Source organism: Acinetobacter sp. UBA3461, assembly GCF_002381195.1.
GTDB lineage: Bacteria > Pseudomonadota > Gammaproteobacteria > Pseudomonadales > Moraxellaceae > Acinetobacter > Acinetobacter schindleri.
Window position 1 is genome coordinate 96,331 of the sequence record NZ_DFRO01000045.1, and the last position, 15,156, is coordinate 111,486.

Genomic DNA, 15,156 nt, shown 5'->3' on the forward strand with positions numbered 1-15,156 from the left:
AATAAATATGGTTCTAATAAGAGCCAAAATGATGTCAGTGCTCTTGTGAAGTATCACTTCTAAGAGATGATATCTTAAGAGCAGAACTTCGGTTCTGCTTTTTTATTTCTTTAATTTAATTGATCAATAGGTGCCTCAATGAGTGCAGTTCAGATCCGTGAAGCAAATGTAAACGACCTTGAGAGTATCCGTGATATTTATAATCAGGAAATCCTAAATGGTACTGCGACCTGGAATCATACTGCGATGGCACTGTCGGATATACAGACTTGGTTTAAGGCACTTCAAGATCAGAACAATCCAATACTCGTTGCAGAACATCAACCTACAGGCAAAGTGATTGGCTATGCTAACTATGATGAGTTCCGTAGTATTCAGGGCTTCTATAAAACAATTGAGCATGCTGTCTTTCTACATCATGATTACACTGGCCAAGGAATAGGAAAACAGTTGTTATTACGCTTGATGGAAATTGCCACAAGTCAGGGCATGCATATTATGGTGGCAGCAATTGACTCGGAAAATATAGCTTCAATTTATCTGCATCAAAAACTGGGCTTCATACAAACTGGCTATATGCCGCAGGTTGGAGAAAAATTTGGGCAGTGGCGTGACCTGGTCTTACTTCAACTTAACCTGGATCAAAATTCACTTTAGATTTCCCTATATTCAAAACTGACAGGAATAAGAAAATACAGATATAAAAAAAAAGGGCTTGCGCCCTTCTGCTGATAAATTACCATTATTATTTTATATGCTTATTATCATGAATTTTCATGCAATTTTTAGTCCAAAGGATTGCCAATAATATTACTAATAATACCTTTCATGATATGAGGGCCATTTTCGCGGCGTAATTCTTCATACCATTCCATCGTCACTTCTTTATCTTTCATATGGGTGACATCACAGCGTTTGCGCGCACGAAGCACCAATTCATTCGCACGTTCATTGCGTTTATTCTGATAGCGACGTAACGAGTCCTGCAATCCCAGTGTGTTGATCTGAAGTGCACGAGCCAAATAGATGGCATCTTCCATCGCTTGACATCCACCTTGACCAATATCCGGTGTTGTACTGTGGGCTGCATCACCAACAATGACCACATTGCCTTTATAAAAATCGTCAAATGGTTCAATGTCATGAATCTCGACACGGTTGGTACGCTGCTCATCAATCGCATCAATCAGTTTTTGAACCTGAGGACACCAGCCTTTAAAGTATTCTTTGAGTAGCGTTTTATATTGGCTACGGTCATTTTCCAGACCTACTGGCAACGGCACATCAAAAAAGAAATAGAAACGGTTATTTGCAACCGGCATCAGTGAAGCACGTTTGCCCTCACCGACAAAAGTGGTCCATTGATCAGCAGGGGCTAAATCTTCCGATACCTCAACCAGACCATTCCAGTTCACATAACCGGCATATCGACGCGGTACATTTTCACCAAGCACATAAGCACGGGTCATGGAATGGGTTCCATCGGCACCAACCAGCAAGTCTGTTTGAATTTCTGAACCATCTGCAAAGCTAACGGTGACCTGTTGTCCATCATCATTGAGCGCCACCATTTTTTTACCGAGATGAATATCAGCATGACCAAATTCATCCATCAGCATATTCTGTAATTCGGCACGAGAGACCGGATATGGACGCTGTCCTACTTCTTCAATCAGCGGATAAAGGCTGAACTGGGTCATCACATCGCCAGTCAGACCATCAACATAAGCCAGATTATCCATCTGCCCGCCCAGTTGGGCGACCTGGTCAGTTAAACCTAAATAATTCAGGCATTTCACCCCATTGGACCAGAGAGAAATCGCAGCACCCACGGGCAAAATCTGTTCGGCCTGCTCATAAATGCTGACCTGATGTCCGAACTTCTTTAATGCAATGCCTGTGGTTAAGCCCGCCATCCCGGCGCCAATAATGGTGATATTCATTGTTCCCCCTAAGTTCATAAATGTTGATCCATCTCAGGGAGACAAAGCGAAAAGTGTGCCATTTTCCGAATAGCTTCAAATACCCAGATTTAAGTTGGCACATGCTGTGCATTATTTTTTAAAGTACTGCCTTGTTTTGGGGAGAAAAAAACAGGGCATTGGCTATCTTTAGCCCGTAGAAAATGACAGTTGAATAAATTTAGAATGGAAGATTGATATGGCGACCCTGTTTGCACCTGCTTTTGAAATACCTGCACAGTTACAGCAACTTACTAATCTGGCAGATGAACGTATTGGTGCAAAAGTATTGCAATGTTCAGATGATTTTTTTGCTGAAGCACAGCGCATGCTCCAATTTACAGCACCTATTTTTGTCGAAGATAAGTTCGATGATCATGGCAAATGGATGGATGGTTGGGAAACCCGCCGCAAGCGTCATGCCGGCTATGACTGGGCAATTGTAAAGCTTGGTGTTGCAGGAAAAATTAGTGCACTGGATATTGATACCACTTTTTTTAGTGGCAACTATCCTGCCTCTGCTGCAGTTGAAGCCTGCTATGCACCAGATCAGAACCTGGAGCAGGTTGAATGGCACCAAATTTTACCAAATAGTATATTAGGTCCAAGCCAGCATCATATTTTTCAAATTGCTTCAGAAAACACTTATACCCATTTGCGTTTAAATATCTACCCGGATGGTGGTGTAGCCCGTCTGCGCGTTTATGGAGATGTGCAGATTCAGTTAAAAGACAGCAATGAAACTCTGGATCTGCTGGCACTGGAAAATGGCGGACGTGTGATTGCCTACAGTGATGCGCATTTTGGTCATCCACGTAACCTGATTAACCCAGGCCGTGGCATCAATATGGGCGATGGCTGGGAAACCAAACGTCGCCGTGCTCCAGGTTTTGACTGGTGTATTCTGGCTTTAGGCCAAGCTGGAAAAATTGAAAAAATTGATATTGATACTGCACACTTCAAAGGTAACTATCCAGCAGAAGTCTCCATTCAAGCCGTCTATATAGAAGATGCGACTGATCCGCAACTGATTCCACAAAGTATGTTCTGGCCTTTCCTGCTTGAAGCCCAGCCCATGCAGATGGATCATGTGCATAGCTTTATCAATGAAATTCTGGCACATGAAAAGATTTCACATATCCGTGTGAATATGATTCCTGATGGCGGTATTAGCCGTATCCGTTTATGGGGAAAGGTAGCTGATTAATGCGATTGACCCTCCCTCTCCACAGGATGGTCAATCGAACAGCTGTTTTAACAGATGGCAGTGGACCTGATCTCAGAATCGGGTTCACTGCTAAACTTTATCCATACTTTCTGACAGATCGAATCCGCTCATTTACTTTCTACTCACATTTTCCTCAAAGTATCCTTCTTGTTTACTTAATATACAGGGATAAAATAGCGAGATTAATCAAGAAAGTTTTGTCATAAAAACGCGCGTAAATGGAATGTAAAAGAATGAAAAATACGATTCAGATTCAGCTATTAACCAGTGAAAACTTTGCTCGTTTTGGTGAAGTCATCAGCTGTCAGGGTAATGACTATTTCCATATCAACGATGCACATACCGAGCGTTATCATGCACTGGTGATGACTGAAATTATAGGAGATGCCAAAGCGGGGATCAGTATTTTTAGAAATATTAAAAGTACACAAATTCCTTTTGAAATCTCCATGCTGGAACGACATCCGAATGGTTCTCAAACCTTTATCCCCATGCGGGGACAAAAGTTCCTGATTGTGGTTGCACCAAGTTTGGATACAGATACTCCGGATCTGTCTCAGCTTTGTGCATTTATTACAGATGGGACACAGGGGGTCAATTACCGGGCAGGTACCTGGCATCATCCCCTGCTGACCCTAGAGGCACCCAGTGATTTTGCCGTGGTTGACCGAATTGGTACCGGACATAATTGCGATGTATATCAATTTCCTGAAACTTTCAAAATTGAAGGAAATCTCTTCTAATCACAAGACCAATATTTACTTGAAGTATGCTGTGTGTTTTATTCAGAATAAGAATTAAAACTGAGCAAACCATGTATAAATCTTTAGCTACTATCGCCCTGACTGCTTTGAGTCCTCTTTGTTTTTCAGATACCCCCTTTCAACAGGAATTACGGGCTGGTTGTGCCAAGGTCAAAAGCCATGCAGCCACTGGCAAGCAATTCTATGATCAGAAACAGTATGCTCAGGCCGTTGAACAGTTTGAACAACAGGCAGTATGGTCAAGCTTTTGCAGTATGAATGTAGAAGATGGGGGCATTGCTTTTACCGAGCACGCAATGAGTACTGCGTTTAATAATGTTGGTCTGAGTTATGCCAAACTAGGCAAACCGCAATGGGCACGTGCCTGGTTTTCTGTCTATCCTGACGCTAAAAACAGCCAGTTCAACTTGAAACAGCTTCCTGCCCCAAGGCAAAGTTCTCACCTGTCTGGAAAATATGTACGTTACGCGGGTTTTGGGCAATGGAATACTATTGAAGTGAAACGTACTGCAAAGTCCTATGCAATAGAATTTAATGGCTTATATATGGGAATTCGCAGTCTGATTTATGGACCGAATATCGGTAAATTCCAGACCACCATGCCATTTAATCAAACTCAAACCAGCTATCGTGCAAATGACTGTAAAATTGATTTGGATTTTAAATTTGATTCAAAAGTTGGGCAGCAGCTTCATGTAAAAGAAACTAACATCATGAGTTGTGGTTTTGGTCATAATGTGTCGGCGAGTGGAGTTTATTTGAAAGTTGAATAAATCTTCAATTTTATAAAAATTATCATTTAATATACCGCAGACAATAAAAATAGATTAGAGGGAAACGATGGCAAAATTTTTAAATACCAGCGCAACGAATTTCTTCCTGGAAGAGCTGATTAAGAGTGCAAAAGAACGTTTAATCCTGATTAGTCCATACTTACGTTTGAATGATCGAATTAAAGAGTTATTAGAAGATAAAGATCGGCTAAAAATTGATATTCGCATCGTATATGGGAAGAGCGATCTACATCCAGAAGAGATTAAATGGCTGCAAAAACTTGATTATGTCCGTCTTAGTTTCTGTAAGAACTTACATGCTAAATGCTATCTCAATGAGTCTGAATGTATTATCTCAAGCTTAAATCTCTATGAGTTTAGTCAGGTCAATAATAATGAGATGGGCATTCTGGTTCGCAAATACGAAGATGATATTGTCTTTAAAGAAGCCTACGAGGAAGCTCAGCGGATTATACGTATCAGTGAAGAAGTCCGAATTAGTCTAGATGAAGTGAAAAATGAATCTGTTTCTAAAGAAACTGAGATAGATGAAGAAAGTAATACTTTTTCTAGACTTACCACGTCTAAACTCGCCGCAAAGCACAAAATTAAAACCGCTGATTTACTCGATAAGATGACAGAGAAAGGTTTTCTAAAAATCAATGAAAATGGTAAACACTTTCTAACGGAGCAAGGAAAAGAAATTGGTGGTGAGTTTAGACCAAGTCAGTATGGCGGCTATTTCCTCTGGAATGAAAATACCGAGATCTAAATAAAAATTTTAAGTCCCCTCTCCTTCTAGGAAAGGGTTGGGGTGAGGTCGCAAATCCTCCAAAGATTCCTCTACTAAGGGAAAACTAAGCCACTGCCTGATTCTGACAAGCTGACATGACATGCAATACCGCAGCCGTCCGTGTTTCTACATAGAGCTTTTCAAAGACATGCTCAAGATGCTTGTTCACCGTCCGCGGGCTGAGTTGCAGGATCTCGGCAATATCCCGGTTGGTCTTCCCCATCGTGACCCAATGCATCACTTCTGCTTCACGCGGCGTCAGGTTTGGACAGGCCTGCGCGATTTCCTCTGCGCTCGGCATTTGAGTCTGCTCTTTCAACTGTACCAAAACATGTTTAGAGATATGCCCTGCATACAGTTTGGTGAGCAGGTTAAGTTGTAACTGCTGATGGCCATGACCATACTGACCATGCAGTAAGTGTGCTTGATCTGGCTGCTTGAGCAAGTCCTGTAGCCACTGATTCAAACTGGACTGAAAATGCTGTACATCCACCTGATGATTTTTCAGCAATTCACTGACGATTGGGGTCTGCCAGATAATTTCACCTTCCAGATTCAGCGATAGAATCGCACTGCCGGTTGCATCCAGCATTTGTCGCTGCTGATGCATTAAACGAGCCTGTAACAAATGGGTTTTTACTCGTGCCCGAACTTCATCAATATTTAAAGGCTTAGTGACGTAGTCTACCCCACCGACCTGAAAGCCTTTGAGGATATGTTCGGTTTCTGTCAGCCCGGTCATAAAGATCACTGGAATATGTTCAGTCACTGGACTGGCTTTAAGCTGAGTGCAGGTTTCAAAACCATCCATCTCCGGCATACTGCCATCAAGCAGGATCATGTCAGGCTGAATGCGATGCGCAATTTCAATTGCATCAAATCCATTGGTCGCTACAAGTACCTGATAGCCAGCCTGATCCAGGCTCTCATGCAACAGACTTAGATTTTCAGGTATATCATCCACAATCAAAATACTTTCCAACATGTCCACCTTACCCCTACTTCAGCACATCTGCATGCTCATGAAGTCGCTGAATTGCTCTTTTAAAATCAAATTGTTTTAAATCCTGCTCAATCTGATGCCATATATCGTTATATTGTTCAAAGTGCTGGCCACATTCATGCAGGACATCTTTTGCCCCCCGGATAAAACCAATACTTAAATGCTGTTCCAGCTGAAGGACCGCCTCTGCCACGTTCAACAATGGAATGGATGGGTGCACTTCATTTTTGCTTTCAACCACCACCGTGGGGATCTGGGCTTCCTGATCAGCAGCTTGTTCTTGTTCTGGATTTTGCTCATGCTGATGCAGCCAGCTTAAGCCCAATTTATCACCAATTTTGTTTAATAATAAATTGAGATCGACCGGCTTTACTAAAAAGTCTTCGTTGAGAACATCGGTTTCCGGATTAATCCTCCGCTCATTGGCATCTGCAGAAATAATAATAATCGGTACATTGGTGATTTTATTCTGGCGCAGCAATTTCGCCGTTTCCCAGCCGCCCAGTAAAGGCATACTTAAATCCATCAAAATCAGATCAGGATTAAATTCTGGAACCTGACGCAAACAGGCTAAACCTGATTCTGCCTCTTCTAAAATAAAACCTAAGGGCTTAAGGAAATTCAGAACCAGACCACGGTCAGTCGCTTCATTATCAACAACCAGTATTTTACGGCGTTCTCCGGTATAACCGGTCACGGTATTAGAGGCAACATCCGCGATCGGATGGATCAGGGATTTAGAAGGTAAATACAGTTTTATTTTAAACACTGAACCCTGTTTTAACTGGCTGCTCAGGGTCAGCTCGCCACCGAGAATATCGACTAAGAGCTTCACGATTGGCAGCCCCAAACCCGTGCCAGCAAAGCTGCCCTGTACCACATTACGACCACGCTCAAAAGGCTGGAAGATCCGCTCAACATCCGACTCAGCAATCCCACAACCGGTATCCTGAATTTCAAAATAAGCGGTCTGAAAACGGTAATCGACCTTAAATTTAACTTCCCCCTCCAGAGTAAATTTCAAAGCATTACCCAACAGATTAATCAGTATCTGTTCCAGACGTTTTTTATCAATACGGACATACTGTGGAATCTTGCTACTGATCTCCACATCAAAGTTCAGCTGCTTTTGGGCAAACTGTGGCTCGAATATATGCACGATCTGTTTAAGAAATTTTGGCAGGTCGATATTGGAATTTTCCAAAGAAATCTTGCCAGTTTCAATCCGTGCTAAATCCAGCAGACCATCAATTAGAGAAGTCAGATGCTGACCGCTCCGGCTAATCACGCCCAGGGCAGATTCGCCCTGTTCAGACAGTTTTTCCTGTTTCTGCAGTAGCTGGCTATAACCGAGAATACTGTTCAACGGCGTGCGTAATTCATGACTGATACCAATCACATAACGGCTTTTGGCTTCATTGGCCTTTTCAGCCTGAATGCGGGCATCCTGCAACTGGCGATCAGTAACTTTATGCGCTTCAATCTCATCCATCAGCAATTGAGTCTGGGTATTACTTTCCAGCTGTGCCTGACGTCGGCTTTCATCATTCAGCACTAACCACCAGGCGGCCACACACAGTAGTAAAAACAGTACAGCATAGATTTTGACGAACAGCATTGTCAGCGCATCCTGCTGCTGTGACAAAGCGCCCAAGCTGGCAGATTCCTGTAAATAGATCAGGCTCAGACTGACTGCCAGCACTACGCCTAAGACGAAAATCAGCAGGATATACAGACTCAATCGGGTATTAATATGTTGTACCCAGTATTTCGGCAGGAACCAGGCTGCAAAAACTCTGAGCTGTGAAGACCAGCGTGCATGCGGCTTACACAGGTCATGACAACGTGCTTCAAGCGTGCAGCACAGAGAACAGATCTGACTGCTATAGGCTGGACAACTGGCCATGTCTGCAGTTTCATAATCATGCTCACAGACTACACAGGTTTGGGTTTCGAGCAGCTCCAACTCAGGCTTTTCTTGACGTGCCAAGTAATATTTACCTTTGGTAAACCAAGCAATTAGCGGTACACATAACATCGCCGTACCCAATGCAATAAAACCGGCCAAGGATCGGGCAATCTCTCCAAAAACGCCCCAGTAACACAGCATGGATAAGACCGATGCAATGATCAGGCTACCGACTCCAACCGGATTAATGTCATATAGATAGGCCCGTCGAAATTCAATTCCTTTTGGACTCAATCCCAGTGGTTTACAGATCACCAGATCCGCAACAATGGCACCGATCCAAGCAAGGGCCACATTACTGTACAAGCCAAGTACGCGCTCCACTGCATGGATTACCCCAAGTTCCATCAATAGCAAGGCGATAAAGATATTGAATACCAGCCAGACTACGCGCCCTGGATGGCTATGCGTCAGACGCGCAAAAAAGTTCGACCAGGCCAATGACCCTGCATAGGCATTGGTAACATTAATCTTGATCTGGGCGATGCAGACAAATAAAACCGTCAGAAATAAAGCAATACCGGGATGATTGACCACCTGTTGGTAAGCAATCCAGTACAGATAATTGGGGTTACTCAGTTCAGAATCGGCAACCAGATACTGCATTGCCAGCGCCATAAGTAGCATACCCATGAATATCTTGATAAATCCGCCCAGAATCCAGGCTGGTCCACCTAAAAAGACTGCCCAATTCCATTTACGCTGAATATGTTTTTTATCGGGTAAAAACCGCAGATAATCCGCCTGTTCTCCGATCTGGGTGATCAGGGCAAAGAGCACCGTGCAGGATGCACCAAAAAAAGACAGGTTAAAGGCAGCGCTCTGACTTTTTGCGCCCTCAATCAATGCAAGATTGCTGATCAAATCAGGTTGCTTCACCAACACAAAGCACCATGGTAATAAAAGCAGGAATAACCAGAGTGGTTGGGTGATGGCCTGCACCTTATTGATGAAGCCAATACCTTTGACCACCAATGGCAAAATCACCAGTGCTGAAATCAGGTAGCCAATACTCAGGGGTATCCCTAAGCCTAGCTCCAATGCCAGCGCCATGATGGCGGCTTCAAAGGCGAGAAAGATAAAGGTGAAACTGGCATAAATGACCGAGGTAATGGAGGAGCCAATATAGCCAAATCCGGCACCACGGGTCAGTAAATCAATATCGACATTATAACGGGCAGCATAATAACCAATCGGCCAGCTGGTCAGGAAAATGATAATCGCCACAACCACCAGGGCCCAGAAAGCATTACCGAAACCGTATTGCCAGAGCATGGTGGCTCCAAGTGCCTCCATTGCCAGGAAACTGACGGCCGCAAGCGCCGTATTGGTCACTGTCCATAGTGACCATTTCCGGACGGATTTAGGCGCATAGCGCAGGGCATAATCCTCAATACTTTCATCGACCACCCAGGTATTGTATTTACGCCGGGTATGAATGACGCGCTGCGGTGCCTGACTGGTATTCGCTGTTGGGTCCATACAGATCAAATAAAGCTAAATATCTGCTCTTAAAAGCAATAACTATGCCCAGTCTATCAGTATCTAAAAATAATCCGACTGAATGCTATATACGTAAAGTGACGTATATGCTCATTTTTTAACTCCCCTTAGGCTTAGTTCCATACCAAGCGCAAACCAATCACTAAGCGCATCAGCACATCTAATTCTATAGGGGAACCCGACATGAGCTTGAAATCAAAAGTAAAGACATCTGGATTACTGGCAGGTTTACTTGCTGTTCCATTCCTGCTGGCACCCGCACTGACCAATGCCAGCGTTCCTGCAACAGCAAAGGTCAATACCACCAAACTTAAAGTCGATGACAAGTTTGTGTATGTGGGTCAGTTGCACTCAGCAACCGGCACCATGGCAATTTCTGAAACCGGTTCGATTCAGGCAGAACGTCTGGCCATTGAACAGATCAATAAACAGGGCGGTGTTCTCGGTCGACAAATCAAAATTATTCAGGAAGATGGTGCTTCTGACTGGCCAACCTTTGCAGAAAAAGCACGTAAATTGTCTGAAAAAGACCGTGTTGCTGCAATTTTCGGCTGCTGGACTTCAGCCTCTCGTAAAGCCGTACTGCCGATTATTGAACGCAACAACTCTCTACTTTATTACCCAACCTTCTATGAAGGCTTAGAACAATCTAAAAACGTGATCTACACCGGTCAGGAAGCAACTCAACAGGTACTTGAAGCACTGAACTGGCTGGCAAAAGAGAAAAAAGCCAAAACCTTCTATCTGATTGGTTCTGATTACATCTGGCCACGTACCACCATGAAAATTGCCCGTACCCACATCGAAAAAGTACTGAAAGGTAAAGTGGTTGGTGAAGAATACTATCCATTGGGCCATACACAATTCGGCTCCCTCATCAACAAAACCAAACTGCGTAAACCAGATGCCATCTTTGCAGCAGTTGTGGGCGGTTCGAACGTATCCTTCTACAAACAAATGAAAGCTGCGGGCGTAACAGGCGACAAACAGACACTGCTTACCCTTTCAGTGACTGAAGATGAATTGCTGGGGATTGGCGGCGAAAACATGAAGGGCTTCTACTCTTCAATGAAATATTTCCAAAGCCTGAATAACCCCAATAATGCTGCATTCGTAAAAGCCTTTAAAGCGAAATATGGCCCTAAAGCGGTGGTAGGTGACGTAACACAAGCAGCCTACCTTGGTCCATGGTTATGGAAAGCCGCAGTTGAAAAAGCCGGTAGCTTCGATGTCGCGAAAGTGACTGCCGCATCTAAAGGCCTAGAAATGAAAACTGCACCTGAAGGCTATGTAAAAATTGACCCGAACCACCATTTATGGAGCAAATCACGTATTGGTCAAGTGCAACCAAATGGTCAGTTCAAAGTTGTTTACGAGTCTAAAGGTCTAATCAAACCAAACCCATTCCCTAAAGGTTACTGAGTTAACAGCCACATGATCAGGGGAAGCCATTCTCCTGATCTTTTTATTCCACACAATTTTTTAAAGCTTGGAGGATGATGCGATGGATCTATCATTTGCAGAATTCGGTGCAATATTTGCCATGCAAGGCTTTAATGGTCTCTCTGTGTTCTGTGTGCTGTTATTGATGGCGCTCGGCCTTGCAATTATCTTTGGGCAAATGGGCGTAATTAACATGGCACATGGTGAGTTTCTGACCATTGGTGCATATACGACATTTTTCATTTCCACACTGACTGAAAGTTTTTTCCCTCAACTCCTACCTTACTATTTCCTGATTGCAATCATTGCAGCCTTCCTCACAGCAGGCATTATCGGTTACATGGTGGAACGGCTCATGATCAGCCGGCTCTATCAACGGCCACTCGATACACTTCTTGCAACATGGGGCTTAAGCCTCATCATGCAGCAGCTGTTCCGTTCTATTTTCGGCCCTAAGGAAGTCAGCCCGACTTTACCTGACTGGTTAATGGGTTCTTATCAACCGACGGAAGCCATCGATATTCCAATCAACGGTTTATTCCTGGTGGGCGTCACCCTCTGTGTTACTGCATTTGTCTACTTTCTGATTTACCGTTCACGCTGGGGTTTACAGCTTCGTGCAACCAACCAGAACCGCTTTATGAGTGGTGCTGTCGGGATCAATACCAAACGTGTTGACAGCTTAACCTTTGCCTTGGGTTGTGGGCTTGCAGGTATTGCCGGTGCAGCTTTCACAACCATCGGTTCTACTGGTCCTACAGCCGGTTCGCTGTATATCGTCGATACATTCTTAGTCGTGGTCTTCGGCGGCGCTGCAAGCTTGCTTGGCACCGTTGCCTCCGCATTCAGTATCGCGCAAGCACAATCTATTCTGGAATTCTTCCTTTCTGGTTCTGTCGCTAAAGTCCTCACACTGGCTACAGTCATTATTATCCTGATGCTGCGTCCTCAGGGTCTCTTCTCAATCAAAGTACGTAAATAGGGATTCAGGAGAGATATTATGAAGAATCTAATGAATGCTTTTTTAGGCGGTAAAGAAGGTGCGATTGGTCTGGTGATTCTTGCCGTACTGATCCTGCTGGTCATGCCAATGTTCCTGGATATTTTCCGTCTGAATCTGATGGGTAAATATCTGACTTTTGCTTTTGTCGCAATCGGCCTGGTTCTGTGCTGGGGACACGGTGGTATCTTAAGTTTAGGTCAAGGGATTTTCTTTGGCATTGGCGGCTACTGCATGGCCATGTTCCTGAAACTTGAAGCTTCAGACATGCAATCTACAGCAGCGCAAACCACGCCAGGAATTCCAGACTTTATGGACTGGAACCAGATCACCAGCTTGCCAGGCTTCTGGGAACCTTTCCATAGCTTCGGGTTTACTTTGTTTGCCATCATCATCATTCCAATCTTGCTTGCCTTCATCATCGGTTTCGCGATGTTTACCCGTCGTGTCGGTGATGTGTACTTCTCGATCATCATGCAAGCCATTGTAGCGATCCTGACCATTCTGATTATTGGTCAACAAGGTTTCACTGGCGGCATTAACGGGATTACAGACCTGAAAACCCTGCATGGCTGGGATATCCGTACCGATGAAGCCAAATATGTCCTGTACTACATCAATGCCCTGCTGCTCATTGCAGTGATCATGATCAGCCGTTTTGTCCTCAGTTCTAAACTCGGTCGTCTGCTTTCTGCGATGCGTGACAAAGAAGAACGTGTACGTTTCTCTGGCTATGACGTGGCCATGTACAAAGTCTTCATTTTCTGTTTCGCAGCTGTGGTGTCATCTATTGGTGGTGCGATGTTTACCCTGCAAGTCGGCTTCATGTCACCAACGATTATCGGCATCGTACCTTCGATTGAAATGGTCATTCTGGCTGCAGTCGGTGGTCGTCTGTCACTGATTGGGGCAGTGTATGGTGCTGTTCTGGTGAATCTGGGTAAAACTTACTTCTCTGAAGCCTTCCCTGAAGTATGGCTGTACTTCCTCGGTGCATTGTTCATCGGTGTGGTCATGTTCTTACCGAATGGCTTAGCGGGTCTGTATGAAAAATATGTCCGTCCATTGTTCCTGAAAAAGAAACCGATCGACAGCACTTCGCCACCGCCAAGTAGTGATCCGGATAAAACGATCGATCCAATTGTAGAAGGAGGCGTGAAATGAATAAAGTCGGCGTAGAAATGAATAAACCGGTGCTGGTCATTGAAGATCTCACCGTGTCCTTCGACGGTTTCAAGGCAGTCAGTGATCTCAACTTCTATCTGGATAAAAACGAAGTCCATGTGGTGATCGGTCCCAATGGAGCCGGCAAAACCACAGTGCTGGATCTGATCTGCGGCAAGACCAAAGCAACTTCAGGCACGATCAAATTTAATGATATTGAACTGACCAAACTGAAAGAGTTCGACATTGTCCGTAAAGGGGTTGGGCGTAAATTCCAGAACCCGAATATTTATGAAAATTTGTCGGTCTATGACAACCTGGAAATGTCCTTCCCGCGTGGCCGTAATGTCTTTGGTGCGCTGTTCTTCAGACGCACCAAAGATGTCGATGAGCGTATTCGTGAAGTTGCTGGCAAGATTTTCCTGACCGACCTGCTGGATACCTCCGCCGGTCTGCTCTCTCATGGCCAGAAGCAGTGGCTGGAAATTGGCATGTTACTCATGCAAGACCCAGAGCTGCTCATGCTGGATGAACCTGTCGCAGGGATGAGTGTCTCGGAGCGTGAGCAGACGGCGCAACTGTTGCGGGAGATTAGCAAAGGACGTTCTGTGCTAGTGATTGAACATGACATGGAATTTGTCAAAACCATTGCGGACAAAGTCACGGTACTGCACCAGGGCAAAATTCTGGCAGCAGGCAAAATGGACGATGTGCAAAATGATCCAAAAGTGATTGAAGTTTATCTGGGACACTAAGGAGGCCACTATGAGCGGATTATTAGAAATTAATGCTTTGTGTTCAGGATATAAACAAAGTCAGGTGATTCACGACCTGGAACTGAAGATCCAGCCGAAGGAAATTGTAGCGATCATGGGGCGTAACGGCATGGGTAAAACCACCCTGTTTAAAACCCTGATTGGTGATATTAAAAATACCAAAGGTGAAATCAAGCTGGATGGCAAGAATCTGGAAAAACTGGATCCTTACCAACGTGTAGAAAACGGTGTGGCTTATGTGCCACAAGGCCGGATGATTTTCTCCACCATGTCCGTACTGGAAAATATCCAGACCGGTTTACCGGCTTCTGCCCATGGCAAAGTCCCGGATGACCTGTATGAGCTGTTTCCTGTACTTTGGGATATGCGCAAACGTAAAGGTGGAAACTTATCGGGTGGGCAACAACAGCAATTAGCAATTGCTCGTGCCTTAGCGACTAATCCTAAAGTACTGCTGCTAGATGAACCAACGGAAGGGATTCAGCCCTCTATTATCAAGGACATTGCCAGAACTCTGAAAGAAATTCGTGACCAGCGTGATCTGACCATTGTGGTCTCTGAACAGGTGCTGAGTTTCACCATGGCGATGGCCGATCGCTTCCTGGTGATCGACAAAGGTCGCTTTGCTTATGAAAATGTCCGTGAAAATGTCGATGAGACCACCATCAGTAAATACCTGTCTGTTTAGTCTTCCTGGTTTAATTTGGCTGTAATTTTTCTCTACATCCCCCGATTCGTCGGGGGATTTTTAATTTCTATTTCACTTAATTAATCGGCAG

At 44.4% G+C, this 15,156-nt stretch carries 13 protein-coding genes; 10 read left to right on the forward strand and 3 right to left on the reverse strand.

The features are described 5' to 3' along the window. Positions 1-138 precede the first annotated feature (138 nt). Positions 139-657: a GNAT family N-acetyltransferase gene (locus tag B3D47_RS13015; protein ID WP_004890836.1), complete on the forward strand. Its 519-nt coding sequence runs from the start codon at positions 139-141 to the stop codon at positions 655-657. A 128-nt stretch (positions 658-785) separates the two neighbouring features. Here the strand turns inward: B3D47_RS13015 and hpxO are convergent, their stop codons facing one another. Continuing rightward, positions 786-1,943 carry an FAD-dependent urate hydroxylase HpxO gene (gene hpxO / locus B3D47_RS13020; protein ID WP_004890838.1) on the reverse strand — a complete coding sequence of 386 codons (1,158 nt, stop codon included), beginning with the start codon at positions 1,941-1,943 and terminating at the stop codon, positions 786-788. A 217-nt stretch (positions 1,944-2,160) separates the two neighbouring features. Here hpxO and alc point away from each other — a divergent pair, with 217 nt between their 5' ends. From alc to B3D47_RS13040, 4 genes are all read left to right on the forward strand, one after another. Beyond that, entirely contained in the window at positions 2,161-3,168 is a 1,008-nt protein-coding gene (gene alc / locus B3D47_RS13025; protein WP_262478648.1) for an allantoicase, read from the forward strand. 254 nt (positions 3,169-3,422) lie between these two features. Further along, positions 3,423-3,932 (forward strand): ureidoglycolate lyase, encoded by a 510-nt coding sequence (locus tag B3D47_RS13030; protein ID WP_286862384.1) that lies wholly within the window; start codon positions 3,423-3,425, stop codon positions 3,930-3,932. Between the two features lie 71 nt (positions 3,933-4,003). Next, positions 4,004-4,726 carry a hypothetical protein gene (locus B3D47_RS13035; protein WP_286862386.1) on the forward strand — a complete coding sequence of 241 codons (723 nt, stop codon included), beginning with the start codon at positions 4,004-4,006 and terminating at the stop codon, positions 4,724-4,726. A 67-nt stretch (positions 4,727-4,793) separates the two neighbouring features. Next, positions 4,794-5,498, forward strand: a complete 705-nt coding sequence (locus B3D47_RS13040; protein WP_076752868.1) for a phospholipase D family protein — start codon at positions 4,794-4,796, stop codon at positions 5,496-5,498. Positions 5,499-5,583: 85 nt separating this feature from the next. Here B3D47_RS13040 and B3D47_RS13045 read toward each other — a convergent pair whose 3' ends face one another. Both B3D47_RS13045 and B3D47_RS13050 read right to left on the reverse strand, forming a co-directional pair. Further along, positions 5,584-6,504, reverse strand: coding sequence for a response regulator (locus B3D47_RS13045; protein WP_005220520.1), 921 nt, complete (start codon positions 6,502-6,504; stop codon positions 5,584-5,586). A gap of 13 nt (positions 6,505-6,517) precedes the next feature. Beyond that, the gene (locus tag B3D47_RS13050) at positions 6,518-9,973 is read right to left on the reverse strand and encodes a hybrid sensor histidine kinase/response regulator (RefSeq protein ID WP_286862390.1); all 3,456 of its coding nucleotides are present in this window, start codon (positions 9,971-9,973) and stop codon (positions 6,518-6,520) included. Between the two features lie 204 nt (positions 9,974-10,177). Between B3D47_RS13050 and urtA the strand changes: the two genes are divergently transcribed. The 5 genes from urtA to urtE all read left to right on the forward strand — a co-directional run bounded on the left by urtA (position 10,178) and on the right by urtE (position 15,065). Further along, entirely contained in the window at positions 10,178-11,416 is a 1,239-nt protein-coding gene (urtA, locus tag B3D47_RS13055; RefSeq protein WP_004813834.1) for an urea ABC transporter substrate-binding protein, read from the forward strand. An 82-nt stretch (positions 11,417-11,498) separates the two neighbouring features. Then, the gene (gene urtB, locus B3D47_RS13060) at positions 11,499-12,419 is read left to right on the forward strand and encodes an urea ABC transporter permease subunit UrtB (protein ID WP_000365952.1); all 921 of its coding nucleotides are present in this window, start codon (positions 11,499-11,501) and stop codon (positions 12,417-12,419) included. An 18-nt stretch (positions 12,420-12,437) separates the two neighbouring features. Then, positions 12,438-13,601 (forward strand): urea ABC transporter permease subunit UrtC, encoded by a 1,164-nt coding sequence (gene urtC, locus B3D47_RS13065; RefSeq protein WP_004813838.1) that lies wholly within the window; start codon positions 12,438-12,440, stop codon positions 13,599-13,601. Further along, a complete protein-coding gene (urtD, locus tag B3D47_RS13070) occupies positions 13,598-14,356 on the forward strand; it encodes an urea ABC transporter ATP-binding protein UrtD (protein ID WP_048882155.1) in 759 nt (252 codons plus the stop codon). Before urtC ends, urtD begins: the two co-directional genes overlap by 4 nt. Positions 14,357-14,366: 10 nt before the next feature. After that, the gene (gene urtE / locus B3D47_RS13075) at positions 14,367-15,065 is read left to right on the forward strand and encodes an urea ABC transporter ATP-binding subunit UrtE (protein WP_004756673.1); all 699 of its coding nucleotides are present in this window, start codon (positions 14,367-14,369) and stop codon (positions 15,063-15,065) included. Positions 15,066-15,156 lie beyond the last annotated feature (91 nt).

Coding starts and splice junctions, on each gene's coding strand:
- B3D47_RS13015 (WP_004890836.1), top strand. CDS start 139: ATGAGTGCAGTTCAGATCCGTGAAGCAAATGTAAACGACCTTGAGAGT.
- hpxO (WP_004890838.1), bottom strand. CDS start 1,943: ATGAATATCACCATTATTGGCGCCGGGATGGCGGGCTTAACCACAGGC.
- alc (WP_262478648.1), top strand. CDS start 2,161: ATGGCGACCCTGTTTGCACCTGCTTTTGAAATACCTGCACAGTTACAG.
- B3D47_RS13030 (WP_286862384.1), top strand. CDS start 3,423: ATGAAAAATACGATTCAGATTCAGCTATTAACCAGTGAAAACTTTGCT.
- B3D47_RS13035 (WP_286862386.1), top strand. CDS start 4,004: ATGTATAAATCTTTAGCTACTATCGCCCTGACTGCTTTGAGTCCTCTT.
- B3D47_RS13040 (WP_076752868.1), top strand. CDS start 4,794: ATGGCAAAATTTTTAAATACCAGCGCAACGAATTTCTTCCTGGAAGAG.
- B3D47_RS13045 (WP_005220520.1), bottom strand. CDS start 6,504: ATGTTGGAAAGTATTTTGATTGTGGATGATATACCTGAAAATCTAAGT.
- B3D47_RS13050 (WP_286862390.1), bottom strand. CDS start 9,973: ATGGACCCAACAGCGAATACCAGTCAGGCACCGCAGCGCGTCATTCAT.
- urtA (WP_004813834.1), top strand. CDS start 10,178: ATGAGCTTGAAATCAAAAGTAAAGACATCTGGATTACTGGCAGGTTTA.
- urtB (WP_000365952.1), top strand. CDS start 11,499: ATGGATCTATCATTTGCAGAATTCGGTGCAATATTTGCCATGCAAGGC.
- urtC (WP_004813838.1), top strand. CDS start 12,438: ATGAAGAATCTAATGAATGCTTTTTTAGGCGGTAAAGAAGGTGCGATT.
- urtD (WP_048882155.1), top strand. CDS start 13,598: ATGAATAAAGTCGGCGTAGAAATGAATAAACCGGTGCTGGTCATTGAA.
- urtE (WP_004756673.1), top strand. CDS start 14,367: ATGAGCGGATTATTAGAAATTAATGCTTTGTGTTCAGGATATAAACAA.